The 25963-nt window shown below is 64.0% G+C and carries 30 protein-coding genes; 13 read left to right on the forward strand and 17 right to left on the reverse strand.

Annotated elements, in window-relative coordinates:
• Positions 1-27: 27 nt before the first annotated feature.
• Complete coding sequence (gene argC, locus QCE48_RS14155; RefSeq protein WP_309787106.1) at positions 28-975, forward strand: N-acetyl-gamma-glutamyl-phosphate reductase; 948 nt, start codon at positions 28-30, stop codon at positions 973-975.
• A 251-nt stretch (positions 976-1226) separates the two neighbouring features.
• Here argC and QCE48_RS14160 read toward each other — a convergent pair whose 3' ends face one another.
• The 4 genes from QCE48_RS14160 to QCE48_RS14175 all read right to left on the reverse strand — a co-directional run bounded on the left by QCE48_RS14160 (position 1227) and on the right by QCE48_RS14175 (position 3852).
• A complete protein-coding gene (locus QCE48_RS14160) occupies positions 1227-1592 on the reverse strand; it encodes a response regulator (RefSeq protein ID WP_309787105.1) in 366 nt (121 codons plus the stop codon).
• Between the two features lie 7 nt (positions 1593-1599).
• Positions 1600-2040, reverse strand: a complete 441-nt coding sequence (locus QCE48_RS14165; protein ID WP_309787104.1) for a hypothetical protein — start codon at positions 2038-2040, stop codon at positions 1600-1602.
• A 220-nt stretch (positions 2041-2260) separates the two neighbouring features.
• A complete protein-coding gene (locus QCE48_RS14170; RefSeq protein WP_309787103.1) occupies positions 2261-2884 on the reverse strand; it encodes a LysE family translocator in 624 nt (207 codons plus the stop codon).
• A gap of 95 nt (positions 2885-2979) precedes the next feature.
• The gene (locus QCE48_RS14175) at positions 2980-3852 is read right to left on the reverse strand and encodes an NAD(P)-dependent oxidoreductase (RefSeq protein ID WP_309787102.1); all 873 of its coding nucleotides are present in this window, start codon (positions 3850-3852) and stop codon (positions 2980-2982) included.
• A gap of 106 nt (positions 3853-3958) precedes the next feature.
• Here QCE48_RS14175 and QCE48_RS14180 point away from each other — a divergent pair, with 106 nt between their 5' ends.
• Both QCE48_RS14180 and QCE48_RS14185 read left to right on the forward strand, forming a co-directional pair.
• The gene (locus QCE48_RS14180; protein ID WP_309787101.1) at positions 3959-4717 is read left to right on the forward strand and encodes a Mut7-C RNAse domain-containing protein; all 759 of its coding nucleotides are present in this window, start codon (positions 3959-3961) and stop codon (positions 4715-4717) included.
• Between the two features lie 77 nt (positions 4718-4794).
• Entirely contained in the window at positions 4795-5067 is a 273-nt protein-coding gene (locus QCE48_RS14185; RefSeq protein WP_309787100.1) for a hypothetical protein, read from the forward strand.
• Positions 5068-5082: 15 nt separating this feature from the next.
• Here QCE48_RS14185 and QCE48_RS14190 read toward each other — a convergent pair whose 3' ends face one another.
• The 5 genes from QCE48_RS14190 to QCE48_RS14210 form a co-directional block, all read right to left on the reverse strand.
• Positions 5083-5394, reverse strand: coding sequence for a cupin domain-containing protein (locus QCE48_RS14190; RefSeq protein WP_116566684.1), 312 nt, complete (start codon positions 5392-5394; stop codon positions 5083-5085).
• Between the two features lie 10 nt (positions 5395-5404).
• Positions 5405-6712, reverse strand: coding sequence for an MFS transporter (locus QCE48_RS14195; RefSeq protein ID WP_309787099.1), 1308 nt, complete (start codon positions 6710-6712; stop codon positions 5405-5407).
• Positions 6713-6931: 219 nt separating this feature from the next.
• The gene (locus QCE48_RS14200) at positions 6932-7246 is read right to left on the reverse strand and encodes a high-potential iron-sulfur protein (protein WP_309787098.1); all 315 of its coding nucleotides are present in this window, start codon (positions 7244-7246) and stop codon (positions 6932-6934) included.
• 125 nt (positions 7247-7371) lie between these two features.
• The gene (locus QCE48_RS14205; protein WP_309787097.1) at positions 7372-8478 is read right to left on the reverse strand and encodes an NAD(P)/FAD-dependent oxidoreductase; all 1107 of its coding nucleotides are present in this window, start codon (positions 8476-8478) and stop codon (positions 7372-7374) included.
• Between the two features lie 185 nt (positions 8479-8663).
• The gene (locus QCE48_RS14210) at positions 8664-9641 is read right to left on the reverse strand and encodes an AAA family ATPase (RefSeq protein ID WP_309787096.1); all 978 of its coding nucleotides are present in this window, start codon (positions 9639-9641) and stop codon (positions 8664-8666) included.
• Positions 9642-10039: 398 nt separating this feature from the next.
• Here QCE48_RS14210 and QCE48_RS14215 point away from each other — a divergent pair, with 398 nt between their 5' ends.
• Positions 10040-10558 carry a hypothetical protein gene (locus QCE48_RS14215; protein WP_309787095.1) on the forward strand — a complete coding sequence of 173 codons (519 nt, stop codon included), beginning with the start codon at positions 10040-10042 and terminating at the stop codon, positions 10556-10558.
• A 44-nt stretch (positions 10559-10602) separates the two neighbouring features.
• The gene (locus QCE48_RS14220; protein ID WP_116566694.1) at positions 10603-11409 is read left to right on the forward strand and encodes an endonuclease/exonuclease/phosphatase family protein; all 807 of its coding nucleotides are present in this window, start codon (positions 10603-10605) and stop codon (positions 11407-11409) included.
• A gap of 10 nt (positions 11410-11419) precedes the next feature.
• Here the strand turns inward: QCE48_RS14220 and QCE48_RS14225 are convergent, their stop codons facing one another.
• Complete coding sequence (locus QCE48_RS14225; RefSeq protein ID WP_309787093.1) at positions 11420-11815, reverse strand: response regulator; 396 nt, start codon at positions 11813-11815, stop codon at positions 11420-11422.
• A gap of 239 nt (positions 11816-12054) precedes the next feature.
• Here QCE48_RS14225 and QCE48_RS14230 point away from each other — a divergent pair, with 239 nt between their 5' ends.
• On the forward strand, positions 12055-12672 hold the full coding sequence (locus QCE48_RS14230) for an alpha-ketoglutarate-dependent dioxygenase AlkB (RefSeq protein ID WP_309787091.1): 618 nt from the start codon (positions 12055-12057) through the stop codon (positions 12670-12672).
• A gap of 4 nt (positions 12673-12676) precedes the next feature.
• Here QCE48_RS14230 and QCE48_RS14235 read toward each other — a convergent pair whose 3' ends face one another.
• Both QCE48_RS14235 and QCE48_RS14240 read right to left on the reverse strand, forming a co-directional pair.
• The gene (locus QCE48_RS14235; RefSeq protein ID WP_404983337.1) at positions 12677-13051 is read right to left on the reverse strand and encodes a RidA family protein; all 375 of its coding nucleotides are present in this window, start codon (positions 13049-13051) and stop codon (positions 12677-12679) included.
• An 83-nt stretch (positions 13052-13134) separates the two neighbouring features.
• On the reverse strand, positions 13135-14148 hold the full coding sequence (locus QCE48_RS14240; protein WP_309787089.1) for a 1-aminocyclopropane-1-carboxylate deaminase: 1014 nt from the start codon (positions 14146-14148) through the stop codon (positions 13135-13137).
• A 165-nt stretch (positions 14149-14313) separates the two neighbouring features.
• Between QCE48_RS14240 and QCE48_RS14245 the strand changes: the two genes are divergently transcribed.
• Together QCE48_RS14245 and QCE48_RS14250 are read left to right on the forward strand one after the other, a co-directional pair.
• Entirely contained in the window at positions 14314-14787 is a 474-nt protein-coding gene (locus QCE48_RS14245; protein WP_309787087.1) for an Lrp/AsnC family transcriptional regulator, read from the forward strand.
• Positions 14788-14825: 38 nt separating this feature from the next.
• Positions 14826-15323: an MgtC/SapB family protein gene (locus tag QCE48_RS14250; RefSeq protein WP_309787086.1), complete on the forward strand. Its 498-nt coding sequence runs from the start codon at positions 14826-14828 to the stop codon at positions 15321-15323.
• Between the two features lie 22 nt (positions 15324-15345).
• Here the strand turns inward: QCE48_RS14250 and QCE48_RS14255 are convergent, their stop codons facing one another.
• The 4 genes from QCE48_RS14255 to arsC form a co-directional block, all read right to left on the reverse strand.
• Positions 15346-16413 carry a hypothetical protein gene (locus QCE48_RS14255; RefSeq protein WP_309787085.1) on the reverse strand — a complete coding sequence of 356 codons (1068 nt, stop codon included), beginning with the start codon at positions 16411-16413 and terminating at the stop codon, positions 15346-15348.
• Positions 16414-16504: 91 nt separating this feature from the next.
• Positions 16505-17674, reverse strand: a complete 1170-nt coding sequence (locus tag QCE48_RS14260; RefSeq protein ID WP_309787084.1) for a GGDEF domain-containing protein — start codon at positions 17672-17674, stop codon at positions 16505-16507.
• A 216-nt stretch (positions 17675-17890) separates the two neighbouring features.
• Positions 17891-18178 (reverse strand): hypothetical protein, encoded by a 288-nt coding sequence (locus QCE48_RS14265; RefSeq protein ID WP_309787083.1) that lies wholly within the window; start codon positions 18176-18178, stop codon positions 17891-17893.
• Between the two features lie 111 nt (positions 18179-18289).
• A complete protein-coding gene (arsC, locus tag QCE48_RS14270) occupies positions 18290-18712 on the reverse strand; it encodes an arsenate reductase (glutaredoxin) (protein ID WP_309788324.1) in 423 nt (140 codons plus the stop codon).
• A gap of 548 nt (positions 18713-19260) precedes the next feature.
• Here arsC and QCE48_RS14275 point away from each other — a divergent pair.
• Both QCE48_RS14275 and QCE48_RS14280 read left to right on the forward strand, forming a co-directional pair.
• On the forward strand, positions 19261-19548 hold the full coding sequence (locus tag QCE48_RS14275) for a hypothetical protein (RefSeq protein WP_125469748.1): 288 nt from the start codon (positions 19261-19263) through the stop codon (positions 19546-19548).
• An 85-nt stretch (positions 19549-19633) separates the two neighbouring features.
• A complete protein-coding gene (locus tag QCE48_RS14280) occupies positions 19634-19900 on the forward strand; it encodes a cupin (protein WP_309787082.1) in 267 nt (88 codons plus the stop codon).
• 109 nt (positions 19901-20009) lie between these two features.
• Here the strand turns inward: QCE48_RS14280 and QCE48_RS14285 are convergent, their stop codons facing one another.
• The gene (locus tag QCE48_RS14285; RefSeq protein WP_309787080.1) at positions 20010-20453 is read right to left on the reverse strand and encodes a DUF2501 domain-containing protein; all 444 of its coding nucleotides are present in this window, start codon (positions 20451-20453) and stop codon (positions 20010-20012) included.
• 469 nt (positions 20454-20922) lie between these two features.
• Here QCE48_RS14285 and QCE48_RS14290 point away from each other — a divergent pair, with 469 nt between their 5' ends.
• The 3 genes from QCE48_RS14290 (at position 20923) to QCE48_RS14300 (ending at position 25386) form a co-directional block, all read left to right on the forward strand.
• A complete protein-coding gene (locus QCE48_RS14290; protein WP_404983336.1) occupies positions 20923-23253 on the forward strand; it encodes a type VI secretion system Vgr family protein in 2331 nt (776 codons plus the stop codon).
• A 2-nt stretch (positions 23254-23255) separates the two neighbouring features.
• Entirely contained in the window at positions 23256-24137 is an 882-nt protein-coding gene (locus QCE48_RS14295) for a hypothetical protein (protein WP_309787078.1), read from the forward strand.
• Positions 24138-24216: 79 nt separating this feature from the next.
• Complete coding sequence (locus QCE48_RS14300; protein ID WP_309787077.1) at positions 24217-25386, forward strand: glycosyl hydrolase; 1170 nt, start codon at positions 24217-24219, stop codon at positions 25384-25386.
• Positions 25387-25963 lie beyond the last annotated feature (577 nt).

Below are 25963 nucleotides of genomic sequence, written 5' to 3' on the forward strand. Positions count from 1 at the left end.
AGCCGGGGCCGAACCAGCGAGATCGAGATGACCACGAAAGTATTTGTCGACGGACAGGAAGGCACCACCGGCCTGAAGATTTTCGAATACCTGTCGGAGCGCCGTGACATCGAGGTGCTGCGCATCGACGAGGCGAAGCGCAAGGACATCGAGGAGCGCCGCCGCCTGATCAACGCGTCGGACGTGACGTTTCTGTGCCTGCCCGACGTGGCTTCGCGCGAGTCGGTGTCGCTCGTCGACAACGACAACACCTGCGTGATCGACGCGAGCACGGCGTTTCGCACGCAGGACGACTGGGCCTACGGCCTGCCGGAACTGACGCGCGCCCAGCGCGAGCGGCTGCGCACGGCCAAGCGCATCGCGGTGCCCGGGTGTCATGCGTCGGCGTTCGTGCTGTCGGTGCAGCCGCTCGTCGCGGGCGGGCTCGTTCCCGCCGACTTCGACGCGCACGCGTACTCGATCACGGGCTACAGCGGCGGCGGCAAAAAAATGATCGCGGAGTACGAAGCCGGCGGCAACGCGAAACTCACGAGCCCGCGTCCCTACGCGCTCGGGCTCACGCACAAGCATCTGCCGGAAATGGCGGTGCGATCGGGACTCGAGCGCGCGCCCGTCTTCACGCCGATTGTCGGCAACTTCCTGAAGGGTCTCGCCGTCACGACGTATTTCTCGCCGAGCCAGCTTGCGCGCGCCGCCAAGCCGCAGGACGTGCAGTCGGTGCTCGCCGAGTACTACGCGAACGAGCCGTTCGTGCGCGTGTTGCCGTTCAACGCGGACAGCAATCTCGACGACGGTTTCTTCGACGTGCAAGCCTGCAACGACACGAATCGCGTGGACCTTTTCGTGTTCGGCAATGACGAGCGCTTCGTGACCGTGGCGCGTCTGGACAACTTGGGCAAGGGCGCATCGGGTGCGGCGATCCAGTGCATGAACCTGCACATCGGCGCGGACGAAGAAGCAGGACTGAAGCGGTAGTAGACAAAAACACTCGGACCGAAGGCCGGTTTCGCCAGATGGGCGGACCGGCCTTTTTTGTTGCTGCTCGAACGGCAGGCACCAAACGAACGGACGAAAAAAAGCCCGCTCGTTGTGGAGCGGGCTGAATCCATATCAATGGAGACATGGAGGAGACAAGAACGACTGTACCAAAACGATTGGTGCGCCGCAACATCCTACGGCGCGGTGCGTCGATCTGTCTCGCTCTTACAACGGTAGGCCCGACGCCGCTACGACTGTGTCATCGACAGAATGAAGCCGAGCTGGTCCGCCGACACGGGCTTGACAAGATGCACGTCGAACCCGGCGAGTTGCGTCATCTCGTGATGCTGCGGCTGGCCCCAGCCGGTGAGCGCGACGATCAGCAAGGCCCGGCCGTTCGGCAGATTTCGCAGCGCCCGCGCGGCCGCGAGTCCGTCCATCAGCGGCATGCCGAGATCCAGGATCACGACTTCCGGTTCGAACTGCTGCGCGACCTCGACGGCCTGCGCTCCGTTCGCCGCGAGCGCGACCTCGTGGCCCATTCCGTTAAGCAAGTTCGAGAGTCCGACGAGCGCGTCGTCGTCATCGTCGGCAATCAGGATGCGTTTGGTCACGGCAGTCTCACTTGTTGCCCGAAACGACGAGCTTGAGCTTGTTGGCGCCCGCCGTAGCCGCGACGATCTGCGTGCGCTGACCGCGCGCGCCCAGATAGAAGTGCTGGCGGGATGGAGAATTCTGGTCGTGAGTGGCATCCGGCAGGCACGACGCGACGTCGGCCGCGACGCCCTGCAACGCATCCGCGCTCGAACCGCCGCGCGCTGTCCACGTGCACTGATAGCTGCCGTGCGTGGCGGCGCATGCGGCATCGTCGCCGTAGGGAAGCGCGGCTGCCCTGCCGTCCTCCGGCGCCACCGCCGAAAATCCGGGCGCCGCCGCGACGATGCGCTTGAGGGCGTCGCAGGGACTCGGCGTGTCGTCGGCGAGCGCGGCGGCCGGCGAAAGCGCTGCACCGACGGTCGACACCAGCGCCAGGCGGGCGATCGTTCGCGTGGATGAAAACATGGGGCGCCTCCCTTTCTTGCTGTTCTTCTGCGATCGACGCAAGACTTCACCGACGGCCACTGTGCGCTCAGGCCGCCACCGCGTATGTTCGAAACCGAATGAAACCCATCATGACAGTAGCAAGGCGCGAACCACGCACGATAGACGCCACAACCGCGTGACATACGCGTTATCCGCGAGATTCATCACATCTTTGCGATGCAGACGGCCCTTGCGCGCGTCAATGCCGCATGAGCGCCATCATCGCGCCGAAACCGGCGAAGACGCCGCCCGTCAGACGATTGAACGCCTTGGCGACGTTGCGGTTCTTGAGCGTCACGCCGATCCGCGTGCCGAGCCCCGCGTAAAGCACATACCAGCTCACTTCGATCACCGCGAAAGTCGAGACGAGTACGCCGAACTGCGGCAGCGTCGGACGGCTGGCATCGATGAACTGGGGGAGCAGCGCGGCCGCGAACAGGATCGACTTCGGATTGCTGCTCGCGACGAGAAAGCCGTTGCGAAAGAGCGCGCGCGGCGACCGCCCGACCGGATCGACGACCGGGACTTCGGTCTCGTCGATGTGCGCGCGCCAGCTTTTCACGCCGAGCCACACCAGATAAGCCGCGCCGACGAAGCGCAGGGTGTCGAACATCGCGGGCCACGCTTCGAGAAACACGCCGAGCCCCGCCGCCGACACCGACAGGATCAGCACCAGCGCCGTCAGGCAGCCCGCCATCGTCGCACTGGATCGCCGCAGGCCGTGGCGCGCGCCGTGCGTCATCACGAGCAGCATGTTCGGCCCGGGAATCGCCGCAATCACGAAGACGGTGGCAACGAACAGCCACCAGGTATGCAGGTTCATCACGGCGCGCACAAATATTGAGATAGGACCGGATTATGCCGGTTGTGCGCGCCGCCGACTACGAAATGCCACGCCGATTCACTTTAGTTGACAATTCACCGTCCGGCGCGCCGGATCGCCACTTCGCCGAGCACGGCGAAGTCCTTGTCGCCGCCGCCATGCGCGATGGCTTCGATCAGGCTGTCGCGCAGGAGGCTGCCGATGGGCAACGGCGTGTCGACGGCTTCCGCCGCCGCGAGCGCGAGCCGCACGTCTTTCAGTCCGAGCCGCGCCTTGAAGAGCGCCGGCTCGTAGCGGCGCTCGGCGATCATTTTCCCGTAGCCCTGATAGACCGGTCCGGGAAAGAGCGTGTTCGCGATGATGTCGAGGAACGACTGCGGCTCGATGCCGTGCCCCGACACGAGCGCCGCCGCCTCGCCGAACGTTTCGATCGCCGATGCCAGCATGAAATTGGCCGCCAGCTTGAGCACGTTCGCGTGCTGCGGTTCGCGTCCGACGCGCCAGGTCTTCTGGCCGACCGCGTCGAAGATGGGCTGGACGCGCTCGATCGCGTCGTCGGCGCCCGCGGCGAGGATGTTGAGCTTGCCGGCCGCCGCGACGTCCGGCCGGCCGAGCACCGGCGCCGCCACATACGCCACGCCGTGCTGCGCGTGAAGCTCGGCCAGTTCGCCCGCGAGCGCGGCCGAGATCGTCGCCATGTTCACGTGGACGAGCCCTTTCGGCGCGTGCTTGAGCAAGCCGCCGTCGATCAGCACCGAGCGCAGCGCGGCATCGTCGGCGAGCATGGAAAACGCGGCGTCGCCGGCGAAGGCCTGCTCCGGCGTGTCGACCACGGTCGCGCCCTGATCCGCGAGCGCTTTCGTGCGATCGCGCGAGCGGTTCCAGACCCGCACCGTGTGGCCCGCCTTCAGCGCGTTGCCCGCGATCGCGCCGCCCATTTCGCCGAGTCCGATGAAACCGATGTCCATGTCGTGCTCCTTTCTGTCCTTGCCCAAAACCGTCGGAGAAAGCTCGAGCGCCAGTAGAGCACATCGATTCGAAGCATGCAGCGCCGGGCGATGCGATACTCGTCGCATGGTTCATGCACGCTTTCGATTTCATCGCGAACTGAACGAATTCCTCGCGCGGGGGCAGCGCGAGCGCGCGTTCGATTGCGCGTGCGCGAAGGCTTCGTCGACGAAGCACATGATCGAAGCGCTCGGCGTGCCGCATACCGAAGTCGAGTTGATCGTGCAGAACGGCAGCCCGGCCGGATTCGACGCGCCCATCGCGCAAGGCGACGTGATCGATGTCTATCCGAAGCGCGCCGTGCCGCACGACCTGCGCGCGGGCGCGTTGCTCTTGCGTGCGCCGCTCGATCCCGAGCGCATTCGTTTCGTCGCGGATGCGCATCTGGGTGCGCTCGCGCAACTGCTGCGGCTCGCCGGTTTCGATACGCGCTACGACAACAACTTCCCCGACGACGAAGTCGAGCGCCTCGCACTCGACGAAGCACGCGTCGTGCTGACGCGCGACCGCGAGTTGCTCAAACGCCGCTCGGTGGTGCACGGCTGTTATGTACGCGCGCTGCAGGCCGATGCGCAGTGGCGCGAAATCGCGGAACGGCTCGATCTGCTGCCGCACGTGCGCGCGTTCCGGCTCTGCCTGATGTGCAACGCGCCGCTGCGGCCCGCGCATTCCCGCGATCTCGACGGCCGCGTGCCGGAAGGCGTGCGCGAGCGGCACACGCGCTTCGTCACGTGCGACGTCTGCCGGCGCGTATTCTGGGAAGGCTCGCACTGGAAGCGGATGCGCGAGCGCATCGCGTCGCTCGCGCACGCGAGCCGCACGTGAGTTGCGAATGAGCGCGGCGCAACCTTACGTACAATACGCGTCCTCTCAGACGTTCAACCTACTGCCCGGAGCTTCGCGTGAAGAAATTCGACCTGGAAAAGAACAAGGCGCTCAAGCTCGCCAACGACCTGAAGCAAAGCAGCGCCGCGAAATTCGGCGCCGCCGGCGCGCCGCCGAAGCTGGATCGCCGCGAGCAACGCCGCATCGATCAGGAAAAGGGCCTCGTGCCGTTCGCCTGCAAGCTCGACGCCGCGCTCGTCCAACAGTTGCAGGAACGCGCCGCCGCGCATGAAGGCGGCATGACGGAAGCGCTCGCCGAACTGCTGGTCGCCGCCGGACTGACGCGCTGAAACGCGCAGCGTCGCTCAGACGCTGCCTTCTTTTTCGATCACCAGAATGCGCGCTTCGCCCACCGGTTCGGCGAAGTGCTCGTCGCCCGCCTGCGCATGGAAGATGTCGCCGGCCTTGAGCGTCAGCGTGTCTTCGCGTCCCTCGCGGCGCACGTGCATTTTCACTTCGCCCTGCATCACGGCGAAGACTTCCTCGCCGTCGTTGACGTGCCATTTGTACGGCTGATCCGTCCAGTGCAGGCGGCACGTGATGCCGTTCATCGTGCAGACATCGAGTGCGCCCCAGGCGCGCGCGGCGGTAAATCGTTCGCTTTCGATGACTTTCATGATGGTCGTTTCATCGGGTGGATTCGCGCGCTTCGTCGACGTCGACGCGGCGCGCCGCCGGAATGCACGCCACCGCGATCAGCGACAGCGCGATGCCCGCCATCACGTAGAAGGTCGGCGCGAGCTGCGATCCGGTCGTCTTGATGAGCCAGGTCACGATGAACTGCCCGAAGCCGCCGAAGATCATCACCGCGACGTTGTAGGCGAGCGAGAGGCCGGTCGAGCGGATATGCGCGGGGAAGAGTTCCGCGATCAGCGCGCCGAAGGGACCGTAATAGCCGGACAGCGTGATCGACAAAGCCGCCTGCACGATTACGAGCCGCAGCACGCTCGGCTCGGCGGCGAGCCACGCGAAAAGCGGATAGATGATCACGAGGCTGACGGCGAGCGACCACAGCGACAGCCCCTTTCGGCCGATGCGGTCGGACCATGCGCCCGCGATCGGCGAGAGCACGGTCAGCAGCAGGTTGCCGACGATCAGCGCCGTGAACGACTCGCCAAACGGCAGCTTCAGCTGCTTGACGGCGAAGGTCGGCAGATAGGCGATGAACACATAGATGGTGACGGTGAGCGCGATCACCGAGCCGAGTCCGCACAGCACTTCGCGGGTGTGTCCGCGAAAGACTTCGCCGAGTGTCGCGCGGCGGCCCGTCTTCTTCGCGTGGAGGAACGCTTCCGTATCGGTCATGTTGCGGCGGATGTAGAAACCCACCGGCCCGATGACGAGCCCGAGAATGAACGGCACGCGCCAGCCCCAGGCATTGAGCGCCTCGGGCGACATGCCGCGCGAGATCGCCGCGCCGACGATCGCGCCGAGCAAGAGCGCCGCCGCCTGGCTCGCCATCTGCAAGCTGCCGTAGAAGCCGCGCTTCGAGAACGGCGCGGCTTCGATCAGGAGCGCGGTCGAACTGCCGAACTCGCCGCCCGCCGAGAAACCTTGCAGAAGCCGCGCGAACACGATGATGAGCGGTCCGCCGATGCCGATCGCCGAATACGGCGGCGCGATCGCGAGCAGCAGGATGCCCACCGTCATCAGCGCGATGACAAGCGTGAGCGCCGCCTTGCGGCCCGCGCGGTCGGCGTAGAGACCGAGGACGATGCCGCCCACCGGCCGCATCACGAAGGCGACGCCGAAGGTCGCCGTGGTCAGCAGGATCGAGGAATAGTCGCTGTGACTCGGGAAGAACAGTTGCGCGATCACGACGGTCATGAAACCGAACACCGTGAAGTCGTACCACTCGAGCGCATTGCCGATGACCGCGGCCACGACCGCTCGGACATTGGGTGACCGGACTGCCTTGCGATTCACCGTTGCCATGAATTCTCCCCGCCCGTCGGGCGCACTGCCTCGGTTGTATTGTCCGCCCGACGCAAATTCGGCGCCGGACGGTTTTGTGCCTTGGCGAGTGTAATTAGGGCGCGCAACGTTATCAAGAGATGAAAAAAGCGCGCTCGACCGCAAGGCCGGCGCGCTTTCATTCTTCTTCTTTTTCGCTTCTCTTACGCTCTCAGGTCTGCTACGGCCGAACTCGATGAATCAGGCCTTCTTGTTGTACGCGCTGCACCATCCCTTCGATGCCACCTGCTTGTTCGCGAACATCGGGCACGGCGCCCAGGCATCGGCCGGCTTGCCCTGATAGAACGAGCAGTTGCCGCAATCCTGGCCGGCCGCGTACTTCGTGTACTTGGCCTTGTCGACCTTGCTCGCGTCGTGCTTGTAGCCGAGCGCCTGCGCGGTCGGATCGGTTTCCTCGACTCGGGCGGCGTCGGCGGCGAAGGCGGTCGTGCCGAGCGCCAGCGTCGAGGCCACACCGATACTCGAAATCAGGAACGTTCGACGGGATGTCTTCATGATGCTCACTCCTTGTATTGTGGGGACGCGCCGTTCTGACGACGGCGACGTCCGAGCATAACAATGCGAAGCGGCAACAGACAGCCCAAATCTTATAGATAAGAAACGCGGGACCGGCGGCCGGATCAGGGCGGCGGGAGCATGTCGGCGACGCGCTCGGCGATCGCGAGCGACGCCGTCAGCCCCGGCGATTCGATGCCGAACAGGTTCACGAGCCCGCGCACGCCGTGCGCGGATTTTCCCTGGATCATGAAGTCGGCGGCGCTCTGGCCCGGCCCCGAGAGCTTCGGCCGGATGCCGGCGTAGGCCGGTTGCAGCGCGCCGTCGGGCAGGCCCGGCCAGTACGCGCGGATCGCCGCATAGAATGCGTTCGCGCGTTGCGGATCGACGTCGTAGCTGATCGACTGCACCCATTCGACGTCCGGCCCGAACTTCGCCTGGCCGCCGAGATCGATGGTCAGATGCACGCCGAGGCCCGCTTCGTTGGGCATCGGATAGATCAGGCGGTCGAATGGCGCGCGCCCGCTCACGCTGAAATAATTGCCCTTGGCGAAGTAGAGCGGCGGGACGTGGCGGTCGTCGAGACCGTGGATCTTCCGGGCGATGTCGTTCGCATGCAGACCCGCGCTGTTGACGACCTGCGCCGCGCGCAGCCGCGCGGGCGTCTCGCCGCCGGTCTCGATGATGAAGCAGCCTTCGCGCGCGTCGATCGCGGTAACGGGCGTGCGAAACGCGATGATCGCGCCGTCGCGTTCGGCGTCGCCTTGCAGGGCGAGCATGTACTGATGGCTGTCGACGATGCCCGTCTGCGGCGAATACACCGCCGCGACACACTCGAGCTGCGGCTCCATGGCCGCCGCGTCGGCGCCGGACAGCCGTTCGAGCCCCGTGACGTGATTTTCGATGCCCTTTTGCTCGATCGCCGCGAGTTGTGGCAGTTGATTGCGCGCGGTGGCGACCAGCAGCTTGCCGCAGCGCTGGTGCGGCACGCCGTGCGATTCGCAGAATTCATACAGCATCGCGCGGCCGCGCACGCAGAGTTCCGCCTTGAGCGAGCCGCGCGGGTAGTAGATACCGGCGTGGATCACCTCGCTGTTGCGCGAACTCGTGCCGATCCCGATCCCTTCCCCCGCCTCCAGCACGACGACTTCGCGCCCGCGCGCCGCCAGCGCCCGCGCGATGGCGAGCCCGACGGCGCCCGCCCCGATGACGACACATTCGATCTGGTCCATGTCTTTTCCGTCGCAGGTTCAATCAATCCATTCTACTTTCTGGACTATTGCGTGTTGCACAACAACGGAAGGTGAATTACACCGCGTTATGAAACGATTCACGAAAAGGCAAGAATTACGGCGTTTCGAGCCGAAAAAACCGGTTTTTGATGGCTTTTTTGGCAAGTTTTAAAAATCGCACCCTTTCAGAAGCCGATCGCTTTCTTACGCGAGTGCGCGTCGATCTGGATGTCGCCGGCTTCGACGTGATGCCGTCCGCCGATGCGCGCGTTGCCGAACGCGTTGAGCATCGCCCGGCGCATCGCGCGCGGGGACGCCTTCGTGAGCGCGTCGAGCGGGGCATCGCCGAGCGTTTCCGGGAAGCGCCGTCCCCATGCGTGCGCGTTGCGGATCTCGGCGTAGATCGCCTGCGCGATGCGGCGTGCGCCGTCGCGATCGGGCGGCGGGATTTCGTAGACATTCATCCGGTTCAAAAGCGGCTCGGGGATCGCGCGGGCGTCGTTCGCGGTCGCGATCCAGACGACATTGCCCGCGTTGATCGGCACTTCGGCGAATTCGTCGATGAAGCATTGCGCCGTGTCGTGTTCCAGCAGCGCGTAAAGCGCGCCGAGCGGATCGTATTGCGCGTCGCCCGTGGCCTTGTCGATTTCGTCGACGGTGATGACGGGGTTCGCGTAGCTGCCGTTGACGAGCGCGTCGAAAACCTTGCCCGGCTTGGCGTTGCGCCATTGCGACGACGCGCCCGAGAGAATCCAGCCCGCCGTCAGCGAACTCATCGCGACGTAGTGGCAGGTCGTGCCGAGCAGGCGCGCGAGCTGTTTCGCGAAATGCGTCTTGCCGATGCCCGGGTCGCCGAGGAGCAGCATCGGCATGAGTTCGAGGCGGTCGTCGGTTTCGAGACAGAGCGCGATTTGCTTGCGGATGTCGGCGAGCGGCTCCTCGAAATTCGGCAGATTGGCGACGAGATCGTCGATCGACGGCATGCGGTTCGGCTTCACGCAAAAGCGCAGGTTGCCGACCTTGAGCATCTTTTCGTAGGTGGCGCGCAGCGCTTCGCTGGCGCCGTCGGAGAGATCGTTGAGCGCGGTTTCGACGTCGTCGAGACTGTAGACCTTGCTGAACGATGCGACCGCGAGTTCCTGTTTGACCACGGCTGTCGTCATGTCACACCCCGTCGTTTTCTGTAGTCGATGAGGCCAGTGTATCGACGACAAAAGGCGGCGCAAGCGAGCAGTCGGAGGGGTTTGCTGCTAATTGTGCGCCCAAGCCGGACTGATAACGTCAGAAGTATGAAGAAAACACTTCCCGCCAAGCGCTAGTATCATCGACACGTCTCGACGCGGATCGAACCGCCAGCCATCGGGTGCAAAACGTGCTGCCGAAAGGCGGAGCGCCGTCGGCGAATTGCAACGCGCGCATCCGGACCCAAATACGGAACGACGCACGCAAAGCAGCCTCCGGCTGAACCCGCCGATGCCCGCGGTGTCACAAATACGTTCCCGACCACGGGCCGCGCGGGCAAAAACCGCGCGAACGCTCGCTCTCCAGGAGAAGACTTTCGATGCTGAACCCGCGCGCCATCCGTCTGCCGATCCTGCTTCTCGCCGGTGCATCGCTCGCCCTGACGCTCGCCGCCCACGCGCAAAGCACGTCGCAGCCGGTGGCGTGGGAGCTTCAGGTTCTGCGCGACGGCCAGCAGATCGACTCGTTCTCCGCGACCACCAACGTCGGCCAGGCGCGCACCGACACGCATCACAACGTCGTGAAGAACAACGTAGGCTGCGCCGACAGACCGGCCGGCGACATCGACCTGCAACGCACCCTCACGGTCTCGCCGATCCACGCCGGCCCCGACGACATCACGCTTTCGATCGAAGCCCAGGAAACGCTCCAGGACGACGCGTCGCGCGCGACCGCGCAGGGTTGCAAGCTGCCGCCGCTGCCGCGCGTCGTGAACGCGTCGCATCCGGGGCTCGTGCTCAAGCCCGGCGAATGGTCGAACTGGCAGATCGTCGAAAAGAATCCGTCGCTTGCGTATCGGGTACGTGCCAGCCTGAATACCACTGCGGCGGCCCAATGACGGCCTGAGCGATTCGAGCCGCGCCGCACGACAACACGAAACGCATGCGAAACCCCGACCATTTCCCGCCGAGCCTTCCTTCCGCGCACGAAACGCCCGATTTCACGGCGGTGAGCTGGAATCTGCACAAGGGCCGCTCGCCGCTCGGGCTGCAGGCCTGGAGCGCCATGCAGCGCTGGGTTCAGTCCACCAACGCCGACGCCTATTTCCTCCAGGAAGCGATGGCGCGGCGCATGCCCCAGCCGATGCTCGCCACGGGTTTCGGCAATCCGCTCGCCGGCCCGCCCGACGACATCTGGCATTGCCAGGCCACCGAAATCGCGCAGGCGCTCGAACTTCAGATCGCGCTCGGGCCGAACGTGTTCAAGCCGTCGTGGCGACACGGCAACGCGATTCTCTCGCCGCATCCGCTCGATCTCTCCGGCCGCTGGGACATCTCGGCGCATCGCTTCGAACGGCGCGGCCTGCTGGTCGCGCGCGCGACCTTCGCGGGACGCTCGATCACGCTGCTCTGCGCGCATCTCGCGCTCACGCGCCAGGCGCGTCTGCGCCAGATGAACTGGATCGCGCACTGGATCGCGAAAGAGGCGCCAGACGGCCCGCTCGTGCTCGCGGGCGATTTCAACGACTGGCGCAACGATTCCGTGCCGCTCTTCGGCGAACTCGGCATGCATGAAGTCGCGACGCTGCTCGGCGAATCGGGCCGGACGTTTCCGGCGTTTTCACCGGCGCTCGCGCTCGACAAAATGTTCGTGCGCGGCATGAAGCCGGTCGAATGGATCACGCCGACGCAGGACACCGCGTGGCTCTCGGATCACCTTCCGTATATGGCGCGGCTGCGCGTCGAATGACGAGCGCCGCTTACGCGATCAGCGTTTCGAGTTCGGAGAAGGAAACCGGCTTGACGAGATGATGATCGAAACCGGCGTCGAGCGAGCGCTGCCGGTCCGCGTCGCCGCCGAAGCCGGTCAGCGCGATCAGGAGCGCATCGCACGTCGAATCCCGCTGGCGCAGTTTGCGGGCGAGCGTGAAGCCGTCCATGTCCGGCAGACCGATGTCGAGAATCACCACGTGCGGCCTGAATCCATCGACGGTGGCGAGCGCGCTCGCGCCGTCGAAGGCCGCGCGCACGTCGTGTCCGAGCGTTTCGATCAGCATCGACAGGGCTTCTGCCGCATCGACGCTGTCGTCGACGACGAGCACGCGGCGATGAAGCCCCGTGCGATCGTCCGCGCCGGTCGTGTCCATGTCGTTCATCGTGGTCCGAGAGATGGGCGCGCCCCGCATCGGCGCATTTTTTGAGATAAGTCCGGCCGACTGTAGCACAGGCGTTCGGGCCGAGTAAATTCGCCCGGCCGCGCTGGCCTGTGCTCGTGCGGCAAGGCCGTGCGGGGTCGAAGCGCGCCGGAAAATGGATGCGCAAACCTTGTGCGGCCGCCTCTGCTATGGTGAATGTTCGGGCCGCGGCGCGCGGCCGACTTCACGCGTGACGCACCATGTTCGACCTCTTCGACGACATCCCCAAGCCCGATATCGACTGGCATCCGGACTGGCTTCCCGCCGATCTCGCGTCCGATCTGATGGCGGCCTTGATCGACGAAGTCCGCTGGCAGCAGGACACGATGACGACGCCCGGCGGCCGCGTGCCGCTGCCGCGCCTGACCGCGTGGCAGGGCGAGCCGGATGCCGTCTACGTCTATTCGGGCATTCGCAATGTGCCCGCGCCGTGGACGTCCGCCGTCGCGCAGTTGCGCGCGCGTGCCGAAGCGGCGTCGCAAACGCGCTTTAACAGCGTGCTGCTCAATCGCTACCGCACCGGCCAGGACAGCATGGGCTGGCACGCCGACAAGGAGCGCGAACTGGGGCCGGAGCCGGTGATCGCGTCGGTGAGCCTCGGCACGACGCGCACGTTCGAGTTCCGCCACGCGCGCACGCACGCGACCCATACGCTCTCGCTCGCGCACGGCAGCCTGCTCGTGATGCGCGGACGCACGCAGCAGGAATGGGTTCATCGCGTGCCGAAGGAGCCGGCCGCGCGCGGCGAGCGCATCAATCTCACCTTTCGCTGGGTCGATGCCGCGGCCGCGCCGAAAGGAAAGCCGCGGCGCGCCTGAGCATTTACGGCCGCCTGGCGACGAAATCGATCTCGACGAGCGCGTCGCGCGCCAGTCCCGTCACGCCGATGCAGGTGCGCGCCGGCAGCGGCTTCGGCAGGAAATAGGACTGGTAGACGGCGTTCATCGCGTCGTAGTCGCGCTTGAACTCGATGAGGAAGATGCGCACGCTGACCACGTGGTCGAGTGTCAGACCGACCCCGGCCAGCACGAGAATCAGGTTGTCCATCACGCGACGCGTCTGCGCGGCGACGCCTTCCGGCAGCGGCGCGCGATCGTCGGCGGGATCGGTCGGCATCTGGCCGGTCAGGAACACCCAGCCGTCGGCTTCGGCCGCGTGGGAGAACGGGCCGACCGGCGTCGGCGCGGCGTCGACCATCGTGAATGTGGGCAGGCTCAAACCGGCTCCCTCCTTTAACTCATTGAAACCCCAGCCTATCGCGCCAAAAACCGCACTTCCTCTCACGCGAACGCCTTGTGATAAGCGTTGAGCGCGGGCGCGCCGCCCAGATGCACATACAGCACGTTCGCGCCCGCAGCGATTTCGCCCGCCTTCGCCATCGCGATCAGCCCGGCCATCGATTTGCCCTCGTACACCGGATCGGTCAGCATCGCTTCGAGTCGCGCTGCCGTGCGGATCGCGTCGATCGTCTGCTCGTCCGGCAACCCATAATCCGGCCCGGCAAAACGCGGATCGATGATGACGTCGGCGTCGTCGATCGGCTTGTCGATGCCGATCAGTTCCGCCGTCTGCCGCGCGATCTTCGTGACGGCGCGGCGGGTCATCGCTTCGTCGCAGGCGGTGTCGATGCCGATCAGCCGACGGGGCCGCTCCTGCGCCTTGAAGCCCGCGACCATGCCGCCTTGCGTCGAACCGGTGCAAGTCGCGGTGATGACGGTGTCGAAGAACACGCCCAGATCCTTTTCCTGGCGTTCGAGTTCGTCGGCGAAATTCGCATAGCCGAGGCCGCCCAGCGGATGATCCGACGCGCCCGCCGGAATCGCATACGGCTTGCCGCCGTCGCGGCGCACCTGGTCGAGCGCGCGCTCCCAGGTTTTTTTCACCTCGGTCGAGTAGCCTTCGCCCTCCAGCAATGTCTCGGCGCCCATCAGCCGCGACAGCAGGATGTTGCCGACCTTGTCGTACACCGGGTCCTCCCAGTGCGTCCATTCCTCCTGCACGAGCCGGCAGCGCATGCCGAGCACCGCGGCCACCGCCGCGACCTGCCGCGTGTGATTCGACTGGATGTTGCCGATCGAGACGAGCGTGTCGGCGCCCTGCTTCACGGCGTCGGCGGCGAGCCATTCGAGCTTGCGAATCTTGTTGCCGCCGAACGCGAGTCCGGACGAGACGTCGTCGCGTTTCGCCCACACCGACACGCCGAGCGCCTTCGACAGCCGTTCGAGCTTGTGGATCGGCGAGGGAAAGAAGCCGAGCGTGACGCGGCCGAAGCGCTTTTCGAGATCGAGTGCCATGAGTGAGATTCCTGTTGGAAGGCGACGAAAGGAGATCTCATTCTAGAAACTTGCCCGCTGAATGTGCTTTGTTCAAAAACCGCGCTTGGCGTAGTATTTTTATATTCGATGGACATTTCGAATTATGTTTTCGAAATAAACGCTCATTGCAAAACGATCTTCATCATGCCCGACCACGACATCCCGCTCGATCCGACCGACCGCAAGATCCTGCGCGCCCTTCAGAACGACGGCCGGCTGAGTAACGCCGAACTGGCGAAACTCGTCGGACTGAGCGCGGCCGCGTGCTGGAACCGCACGAAGCGTTTGTTCGACCTGCGCGTGATCCAGGGCGTGCACGCGCGCATCGATCCGGCGGCCGTTCAGCGGCCGGTGCTGGTGGTGGTCGGCGTGGTGCTCGACCGCTCGACGCAGGAAAGCTTCGCGCTCTTCGAAAGCGCCGCGCGCGAACTGCCGCAGGTGCTCGAATGCGTGCTGGTCGCGGGCGACGTCGACTATTTCCTGAAAGTGCGCGTGCGCGATCTGGCCGCGTTCAACGTCTTTCACAGCGAAAAAATCCTCGCCCTGCCAAGCGTGCGGCAGGTGCGCACCTTCTTCGTGATGAACGAAGTCAAACTCGACGGACAATTGCTGTTCTGAACGGCCGAACCGCGCCCCCGATCAACCCGGAACCCGCCATGCTCCCTTTTCCCATCCTGATGGAAGTCGTGATCCGCATGCTCGTGGCGGTGGCGATCGGCTGCATCATCGGCATCGACCGCGACCTGCACGGCAAGCCGACCGGCATGAAGACGCTCGGGCTGGTCTCGCTCGGCGCGTGTCTCGCGACGATGTCCGCGATGGGTTTTTCGGTGGCCGCGCCCTCCGCGAACGCCGACGTGTCGCGCGTCGTGCAAGGGATCGTCACCGGCATCGGCTTTCTCGGCGCGGGCGTGATCATCCAGAATCCGGACCAGAACCGCGTGCGCGGGCTGACGACGGCGGCATCGATCTGGGTGACGGCGGCGGTCGGGATCGTATGCGGTCTCGGGCTCTGGAGCGTGGCGCTCGCCGCGACCGTGATCCTGATCGCGCTGCTGACGCTGGGCCGCTTGATCGAGAAGTCGCTGCATCGGCAATGGCTGCAAAAGCCGCCCGCCGAGCGCGAAGCACGCAGCCTCCCCGAGGACGACTGAGCCCGCCGCGAGTCCGCGCCGCCTAGAACCGGTAGCCGACGCCCGCGACGATCACGTCGGTGTCGCGGTTGTAGCGCGTGACGATGCGGTTCCAGGTGACGCGTGTCGTCCATCGCTGGCCGAGCCGGTACGACGCCGACATCGAGACGATGCCGGCAAAGCGGTCGTCGGTGTCGTTGTCACCGGTGACGTCGGTGTTCGAGCGCTGCTTGACCGCGAAGTACACGCCCGCGCCGAGGCCGAGCGTCAAGCGATCGTCGAAGAAGGCGCGCGTCGCCCAGAGCTGCGTCGTGAGGCCGTCGCGCCGCACCAGATCCGCGTTGCCCTCGTGCAGATAGCCGACCGTCCAGTCGAGATATTTCATCAGGCCGCGCCGGTATTCGAGCGCCGCGGCGAACGATGTCTGCGACTCGTTGCTGTTGACGATCGTCTGCCCGAGAAAGGCCGTCACTTCGTTGCCGGTCACGCGCGTCGAGCGGCCGGGCGCCCAGTCGCGCGGGCCGGGCACGCTCGGCGCGTCGAGCTGGTACGCGACGCCGATCAGCGCGGCGCTCGTGTTCGGCCCGTGTTGCACCTGAATACGGTTCAACTGCAATTGCGCGATCCAGCGATTCGCAAAGTAGTACTGCGCGCGAAGGCTGTACACGATGCCCCAGCCGTGCACATTGGAATAGCTGGCGCCGTCCTGTTCGGTCGACGTATCGAAGTAGCGGTACGGCCCGATGCCCGCCGACAGCACGATGCGCCGGTTGGCGAGCGGCAGGCGCGCCCAGCCCTGGATCACCTGGCCGTCGCGATGGTGGCCGGTGACGTGGCCCTCGTTGATCCAGGTGAAGCTCGCGGCGAAGTATTCCCCGAGCCCTTCCTCGTAGGACGCCGCCCACGAATACGTGTGCTCGCCGATGCCGCGCGACACGCCTCCGAGCAGCGAAATCTCCTGCGCGTGGAGCGCGCCGGACGCGGCCAGCAGTATCGCGCCGAGCGCCGTGGGCCAACGCCTGCCAGTTCGCCTGGCACCGGTGGCGTGCGGGAAAGTCGGGTCTCGGAATGAAAGACTGTTTGAAGCCGGCTTGTCAGAACCGATCGTCATTGTCATCTCGAATTTTGTTCGAGACCCAATCCTAACAGCGTCGCAGGATTTGTACTGGACGAATATAAACGCGAAGCTTTCGTCGACGATTTCACGCCGCGACGCTCGCCGCCTCCGATTCGACGCGGTTGCGTCCGCCGACTTTCGCCGCGTAGAGCCGTGCGTCGGCGCGCGCGAGCAGCGTCGCGAGCGACTCCGAGTCGGAGCGGCAGGCGATTCCGGCGCTGAATGTGTAGCGCAGCATCACGCCCGGCAACGGGCACGGCGTGCTTTCGACTGCCTGCCGCAGCATTTCGACGAGCCCCGCGAATTCCGCGCGAGTTCGCGCGGCGCGCATCAGGCAGAACTCTTCGCCGCCGATCCGGCCGAACGCCGCCTCGCCGATTCTCGCCGTCACGAGCGCGCAGAAGTGGCGCAGCACTTCGTCGCCGGCGGCGTGGCCGTAGCGGTCGTTCACGCTCTTGAAGTGATCGATATCGATGACGGCCACGTATTCGCGCGCGCCGTCCTGCGCCGGGCGCGCGAGCCGGGCGGCGGCGAGTTGCAGAAACGCCTTGCGCGAGAGCGTGCCGGTCAGGTCGTCGAAACGGGCGAGACGCTCCAGACGTTGCGAGAGGCGGTCGTGCGCCATCATCACGAGACCGATCGACAGCGACGGCAGGACGAGGATGCCGAGCGCCAAAAACGCGATCTGCATCGCGCCGGGCTGCAGCAGCGCCGTCTGCGAGGGTGGCGCGGCGACGTAGATCGAGCCGCGCACAAGATGGCCGATGCCGCCGAGTCCCGCCGCGCCCGCCGCAAAGAAGTAGTTGTAGCGGGGACGCTCGCGTGGCCGGGCGATCAGCACGCGCGCCATGATGGCGAGATCGCAGGCCGCATGAAACGCCGAGACGATCACCACGCGCATGTTCACATCGGGCGTCTCGTAGGTGAAATACGCGATGCCCGCGAGCACCGCGAGCCACGCGATCCAGCCGACGTTCGAGCGCGCCGGCCGCGTGGCGGCGTCGAAGAACTGAGTGCAGCCTTCGAAGATCAGGAGGACCGTCGCGGCGAGCAACTGGTTAGCCAGCAGGATGCCGAGCACCGGCGGCAACCCGCCCTGCATCGCGAAAAGCACGATCGAGACGAGCGCAAGCACGTTGGCGCAGATCCAGCGCGGCACGCCCGCGATCGCGTTCGGCAGAAGCGAGATCAGCACCAGGATCGAGAGGATGCTCGACAGTGCAGTGACGACGAGGATGCTGACAGGGCTGAACATCGTGACAGGTCGGTGGATTCGGCCGCTTGCGACCGTCGTGTGAGCGGCGCTGCCCGGCGCGGCCAGCGCGCGCGTCGTACAGACACGCTCATCGGAATAACGGCAATCGCGGCGCAAACTTGATCCGCACACGTCACAAACGTCGCGCCCAATGCAACCGGCGGCGATGCCGTCAGGCTCCGCCGCCGTGTCTGTGTGCCGCCTGCTCCGCCGGACTCAGTTCCAGCCGTGACGTTCGCGCCAGCGCTCCTCGCGATGCGCTTCGTGACGCCAGTGGCGCTCGTGCCATTCGCGGCGTTCGCGCCACTCACGGCCGCGCCAGTCGTCATAGCCGCCGTAACCGTAGGCCACCGCGACGGGCGGCGGCGCGACATACACCGGCTGCGGCGCCGCATAGTAACCCGGCACGCCGATGCCGACCGCCACATCCACATGCGCCGACGCCGCCGTCGACGCCGCCAGCACCGTCAAGCCGAGAACCGCCCCGAGGATTGTCTTGTTCATCGCTTCTCCTTGCACCGAGTGCACTGTGTGACCACGAGCGCAGTCTAGAGGGCGAGTCCGGACACAGGTGCAACAGGAGCGGCAGAAAGGTAACGCATCGTTACCGCGGGTTCAGCGCACGCGCTGCCCTTTGTCGTCGATGACGACTTCGCCGTCTTCCTTCGCGAACGGCCCTTGCTGCGCCGAAGGCAGGATGTCCAGCACCTGTTCCGAGGGCCGGCACAGTCGCACGCCGAGCGGCGTCTCGACGAACGGCCGGTTGATGAGGATCGGATGAGCGAGCATCGCGTCGATCAGCTGGTCGTCGGTGAGCGTGGAGTCGGCGAGGCCGAGTTCGGCGTAGGGCGTGCCTTTCTCGCGCAGCGCGTCGCGCACCGAGAGGCCCGCGCGCGCGATCAACGCGATAAGCGTGGCGCGATCCGGCGGTGCAGTCAGATATTCGACGACCCGCGGCTCGATGCCGGCATTGCGGATCAGCGCGAGCGTGTTGCGCGACGTGCCGCACTGAGGGTTGTGGTAGATCGTGACGGTCATGATGATGTCTTCCTTCTGGTTTCGAGCGTGCATGAAGGCCCGGTCAGTCGACATTCTAGTGCCGGTACGGCCGACGTTCGAAGCGCACGAGCATGCCGCAACCGGCGTCGGAAGATGGCCGGCCGTCGGCGGCAATATGGCAGGACTGTCATCCCGGACACCGCGTCGAGCGCCGACGCGGCTCGCCGCGAGAATGTACTGTCAATTCCCGCATCCGCGCGCTATAACGAAAATGCAGTGCGGCTTCCGGCGCGCTCGGGACGCGTCCCGGACCTCTGGGTCCCATCGTCGGCGAATCGCCGGCGCACCGCGCGCTTCGCACCGGCAACGGGTCCGAGCGACACCTGCGTATTTGCGTATTTGCGTCATTTGCGTATCAGTCCAACCAGTTCGGCACGCCGGATAAAACCGGCGCAGAACCGACGTCAGCCGCTCTGCATGACCACGCCGTCCGACGATGCGGCACGCGCCTTGCGAACGGAAAACGAGCCCGCCATCGGTCGCGTGCGGGTCTCATGTGATCAGCGCCAATAGATGAAGGAGTCGATATGAAATCACGTTTGGTATTGACGGCGGTCGTCGCATCGCTCGTCGCGGTGGGCGGTCTCGCCTCCGCCCAGGAAACCTACCGCACCGCGCAGCCGCCGATGCAGGGCGCCGATACGACCGGGCAATCGTCGATGACCCAGCCCGGCATGCAGCAGGACGCGAACGCGCCCGGCCAGCCTGCCGACAGCAGCGCCTACGGCGGCACGCCGTCGACACGCAGCGCGGCGGGCATGGTCTCGAAGCCGTGCGTGCGCGGCCCGGGCTGCGACATTTTCTTCGGCCAGTGAAGGTTGCAATCGGGAGAATCCGCGAGGCGTTTTCACGCCGGCGGATTCTCCTCTTCAGTTGTAAAAACCGATTTCCATTGATCTCATGACACGCGACGAATTCCTCGCCGAACTCGCGCGCGAAGGCTTCCAGGAAATCGTGACGGTCACGCGCGAACCGAACCTGGCGATGGACCTCCATGCGCATCCGTTCGAAGCCAAGGCGCTGATCATCGCGGGCGATTTGACGATCCGCGCCGGCGAGTCTCAACGGCACTACGGGCCGGGCGACGTGTTTCACCTCGCGACGAACGCGCCGCACTCGGAAAGCTACGGACCGGACGGCGTGACGTATCTCGTCGGCCGCAAGTAAAAATCGCCGGCGCCTTCGGCGCGATCAACCTGGCCTTGCCCACTCTTCCGCCCACTGCGTAACATTTGTTGTCGAAACGAATGAGGCGGCACGTGCCAGAGAGAGGCGGTCACAACATCGACTTGCCTTGTTCGAGGATCTTGTCGCAGACCTGCTTCGTGACTTGCTCCTTCAGACCGCCAGCGCTTAGGTCGACCTTTTGACCACTGCCGCTGTTCAGGATGCCCTTGGCGCCGTCGGTGTAACCGCTATCGGATGACGGCGAGCCGCCCAGCTTGCTCATCAGCGAATCCTTCACCGACGACGCCCCGCTGCCGCTCAGGTAATTGTTCTTCATGCAGTATTCGATGATGCCGGTGACGTTGCCGAGGCTTCCCGAGCTGAGCGAACTGCCGGACAACGCGCTGCCGAGACCGCCCAGGCCGCCGGCGGCACCCGTCGTGCCGCCGTTGTTTTTCAAGAGGTCGCCGAGTTGGGCGTAGGCGACGGATGTCGACAGGCTCGCGACGGCGATCAGAATCGTTGCCGTGGTGCGGCATGCATTGAGTTTCATGCTGAGTCCCTCCATGACGTGCGTGCTCGTCACTATAGTGCGTTTTCGGTTGGGCGGTATGCGCCAGGGACGGTCGAACGCTGCGCTCGCGTTGGGTCGACTTGCACATCCGTTCTTTGCGGCACGCTTTCGAGATCAACGCGCGACGCGTGATAAGCGGACTAGCAGGCCTGCATCGCCCGCCGCACGGCGAGAGGCATAAGCATCGGGTAGGCAGCCCCCGGCTATTGGTCAATATTTGTCAAGACGCGCTCATCCCCCAATTAATTCGCTAACCTTAATATTTAGCGCGGTCAGTTAAGAGGTTGGCAGCTAACGCTGCGTCGTTGGCCTTTAGGGGGAGCACGAAGTGGGCGAGTTTGATTTATTGCGTAAGGCCGTCACGGGACGCCAGGCGTATTTTCTCGACGTGCCTGGCACGAGTAGCGCGGCGGCGCTCTCCGTCGTGTCCTTCGAGGCGATCGAAAAGATGGGCGCACCCACCGAAGTGCGCATCGAGTTGACTCATCCGCAGCAGCTTGCCCGTGCCGACTATTTGAACTGCGACGCGGCGTTTTCCATCGTGCCCGACAATGGGCCGCCCCGAAAATTCTCCGGGTTCATTGAGCGCTTTTCCACAATCCAGACGACGAAGGACTTTGTCAAGTTCGAAGTCGTACTCAAGTCGCACTTCGCTCGACTGGCGGCCGTGACCCGCAGAAAAATCTTTCAGCACGCGAGCACACCCGACATCATCGCGGCGATTCTGCGCAGTCATGGTTTCCGGCCCGAACAGATGGCGTTTCGGCTGCGCGCGCAATATCGCAAACACCTGTTTCGGATGCAGCACCAGATGAGCGATCTGGCCTATGTCCACATGCTGATGGAAAAGGCCGGCATCTACTGCTACATCCTGGAGACGAAATACGGCGATCAGGTGGTATTTGCCGATGACATCGATCATTACCTTTACGACCCGCCCCTGATCGTGCCATATCGCGAGGCGGCGGGACTGGAGGCTAACGGCATCGAAGCCGTGACGGCGATCAAAACCCACGCCGTGACCGTGCCGCAATCGTTCACGGTCGCGGATTACAACCCGGGGCAAGCCTGGGAGCGTTTTCGCGACACGTCCAACGTTGCTCCGCAAGACCCGACGACTTACGGTCAGCCGTACATCTACGGCACAAATCACCTGGACCAGGCCGGCGCGAAGTGGGAGGCACAGCTTCGCCATGAAGCGGCCATTGCCTGGCAAGTCGTCTATGAAGGCGAGAGCAGTGTGCTCGCGTTGCAGCCGGGTCGCGTGCTGGAAATGGATACCGCTTTACCAGATGCGCCAAAAGGCCAGCTAATCATAGAAGTGACACACAGCGGCGCGCGCGATGTGTCCTATTCGAACACCTACAAGGCGATCCCCGCCGACCGCCGTTTCCGCCTCGAACTGGAGCCGGAAAACTGGGCCAAGGTGACCGGCACACTGAGCGCACGCGTCACCAGTCCGGACAAGTACACCTATGCGTACATCACCGCAGCCGGTCATTACACGGTTCGCTTCGATTCGGATTTCGAGACGTGGCCCAACGGCGGCGAAAGCGTCCCGCTGCGTCTCGCGAAACCGTTCGCGGGCAAGCAGCAAACCGGGATGCACTTCCCCGCGCTGGACAACGATGAAGCGATGATTACCTGCCGTGACGGCGATCCGGACAAGCCCGAAATCGTCAGGTTCCATCATCACAGCCAGGCGCGCGACCTGGTGACGAATGATCGTCGATGGCTCTCGCGCAACGTGATCCGCACGCAGGCGAACAACAAGCTGCGCATGGAGGACTGGGCGGGGCAAGAAGGCATCAAGCTGAGTACGGAGCATTCGGGAAAGTCTCAGCTCAATCTCGGCTATCTGGTGAACAGCAAGCTCGAATACAGGGGCGAAGGCTTCGAGGCAAGAACATCGGGCTGGGGAGTGCTTCGCGCAGGCAAGGGCGTGATGGTCACGACCTACGACCGCCCCGGCGCGAGCGGCAAGCAACTGGACATGCAGGAGACCATTGCGCAGCTCGAAAGGGCATTGGTGACGGCGAAGGCGCTGGCGGCGTCCGCGAGCAGCGCGAAGGCCGAGCCTGCCGACACCGACGCGCAGCAGCAGATGAAGGACGATCTGGATGGCCTGAAAAAGCCGGGGCTGTTGATGAGCACGCCCACCTCGGCGGGCATCGTCGCCGGTGGTGGCGTGCAGATCGCGGCGCAGGACAGCATGTCCACCGTGGCCGGGAAGAACGCCGACTGGAGCGTGCTGAAACGCTTCACGGTCGCGGCAGGCGAGAAAATATCGCTGTTCACGCAGAAAACCGGCATCAAGATTTTTGCGGCGAAGGGTCCGGTCGAAGTGCAGGCACAGAGTGATGCCATGTCACTGATTGCCGCCCAGGATCTGACAATGGCGAGCGTCAACGGCACGGTGCGGCTCGTCGCGAAGAAGGAGCTCACGCTTGAATCGGGCGGCGCGTTCATCCACATGAAGGACGGCAGCATTACGGTAGGCGGCCCGCTCGACCTCTTCCTGAAGGTCATTACGATCCAGAAGAAAGGCGCGCAAAGACTGTCAACCGCAGTTCCACCATTGCCGGAATCTACTGGGGCGTTTGATGAGGCGTTCGTTGCGCATTGGGCCGGGTCCGACGTTCCCGTTGCCAATACGCGTTATCAGATGTTCTCTGAGGGCAAGCTGATTGCCGAAGGTACAACCAACGAGCACGGCGAAACGTCGCTGTCGCAGAGTCATGTCCCCCAAGGTGTTTCGATCAAGTTGAAGGGCAGCTAAAAATGGCAGATGAAGACAAGGATGTGGGTTACGCGGAATCGTACATGACGGTGAAGTCATACACGAAACGCGCCCGCGTGGAGCGTACCGCCTGTGACGATCATGTGCCACCTGCTGCGGATTCGATCATCGGACATTGCGAGTACTACTACAGGCCGTTGCAGTGCGAATACACAGAAACAGTCGAGAAGGTCACGGCGGGCAGCGCCTGGGCCACCGTGAAAGCCTTCGCCACGTCCTGGGACCCGTGGACCGACAAGGAAGTTTCCGCCCGTCTGCTGAACCAGCGGCAGACGCTAATCCAGCCCGATTGCACCGCCTCCGACTGGTCCCGGCATAGCAACTTCATGATGCGGCACATCGGCTGCGGGCATAAGCCGCCTGGCTATTACGTCAGCTATGGCTATTTTTATTGCTCGAGCTATGGCGCGAAGCTGAAGCCAACGCTTTCTCAAGCCGGCAAGGATTGGCTCGACAGCGCGAGGTGGTATCTACAGGCAAACATGGAAGATGGACTGAAGCAAAACATGAAGGGAAACATCATCCAGATGAGCAGTATGAAGCCTGGAAACGGCAGCTTCAAAATGACGGTACCTCAATACAAGCTTGAACTGGACAGCGATACGTTTAAGAGCTTTGCGTTCAAGACACACCCGCTCGCCTATCTTGATGGCGGACTGGCCGGTTTACAGCTTCCGGACATGATGAAGATCATGGGCGGTCCAGCGTTGGAAGAATGGGCCGACTGGCGCACCTATGAGCAGGTCTGGGACAGCGGCAAAGTGGTTGCACGCAAAACCATTGGCGATGCGTGGGATGCCACCAAGGCCGATGTTGCCGATCCAGTAAGCACGGCGCTCGGCCGCCTGATGAGCGCTAAGTGACATGCGGATGCCCAAGCACAGGACATTCTTTTTCGGTGGCCTTCTCCTGGCTGCCGTCGCAACTTACGGGTATCACAGCATGACAACACCAGGCTGGCAGACCATTTCAACAACGTTCATGAAGAACGATAAGCCGTATGGGGGCGGCAATTCTCGAATCAACGGGAATGAGGTTATCAGTCTTAAGATCGCGGGACCAGAGATTACGTTCAAGCCCGCCAACCAGCGAAAGGATTCTGAATACGCTGAGCCTAGCGAAGCATGGATGAATAATTCCAGTGAGCGACTTAATCGGCGCACCGTTGGCTTTTTTCGCGGCACAATCGACGGTGGCCTGACGCGCTACTTCGAGCAGCCAGGACAGGATGCGTCTTGGTGGTATTCGAAGGACTGGAGCACGCAGTACGTCAGCACGGACTGGATGGACTACAAGCAGGCCGACTCCCAAAAGGGACCCGCACCGCACATCACGAAGCTCTGGCGCTCGCGCGATGGCGGCAAGAACTGGACGCAACTCGACTGGCCGGCGAACCGGAATATCGGCCAGCTACTTTTCCTTGATACTGATCGGGGATACGCGGTTGGATGGGGACCGCGCGTCTGGCGCACGGCGGATGGCGGGCGCACATGGAGAGAGATCAAGGGCCCGCTCCACGCAACCGAGGACAACGCGCCGCGAAAAACCTTTGACGCCGTCGACCTTGGTCCGGATGGCACGCTACGTGTTGCCTACTACGTGCCCGAAGAAATGAAGGACATACACCCTGAAAGCATCGTCGACCGGTTGAAGTGGGACAGCGACGCGTTCGAGCCGGACGTGAAGCTACCTGATCAGGTCGTCGTTTCGCTCCAGTCCGAGCAGGTTCCGCCCGATTACGCCTATTCGGTTTACGCACTATCCAGGCTCGGGCCGCCACGCAACTGGGAGGACCTGAGTGACAATGGGCACCGAACCGGAGCGCTATCGACATGGGGAAATCGCCGCGCTCAGACGGTCGAGCAACCGCATACCTTCGATGCACGTCTAACACTGGATGGACTCAGCGTGGGCCGGCGTGGCGTACTTCTTGTGTATGCGACGGATGCCACCGGGCAGGGCGCGCCCCGCGACATTACGCTCGCCAGCAAGGACTACGGCAAATCGTGGACCGAGACCGATGACGGCATCACGCAAGGCGTTTATTTCGACCCCTTCACAAATACACAGTATGGCCTGTACGCCTATACGCTCAAAAAGCGGACCTGGTAGGCGTTGACGTGGTTCCACGCGTGGTGGTTGCTGTCGGAAAGCGTCCGGGCGTATCGCTCTTGGCCTTGACCCGGCGCAGCAGTGAAGTAAGCGCCATATCGCTGAGTACCTTTTCGGGCGACGATGGAAAGAGAAGGATTGCGAGTTGCTTCCGTTCTTTGTGCGTTTTGACAAGGGCGAGGGCGAGAGCCGATAGCGGCACGCGGTGCGGCTCTTTTCGCTTTCATCCGCGCGCCGGGAAAGATCACCGCGTATCCACGTTCTGCTCACTGGTGTTTACTGCTTCTGTATGTATACGTAGTAACAGTTAACAAGGCCGCCCGTTTTCTGTGGATAACAGGTGAATCGGCTTTGCGCTCAGCGCGTTGCAGACCGAATGACTTGCGTAGAAATGCGGGATGACAAACATGAGGCTGGGACAACTTTTCTGCGTTTACGATGGCTTCGAAGTTATGCACATTCGGCGCACAGGAGTCGAGCAACTCGTTTCGACATGATTCATTGGCCTGTCGATGGCGGAACGCACCAATGCAAACGGCCACCGAATGGTGGCCGTCTTGTGATGCTGCTTCGATCG

Source organism: Caballeronia sp. LZ024 (assembly GCF_031451455.1).
GTDB classification, from domain to species: Bacteria; Pseudomonadota; Gammaproteobacteria; order Burkholderiales; family Burkholderiaceae; genus Caballeronia; species Caballeronia telluris.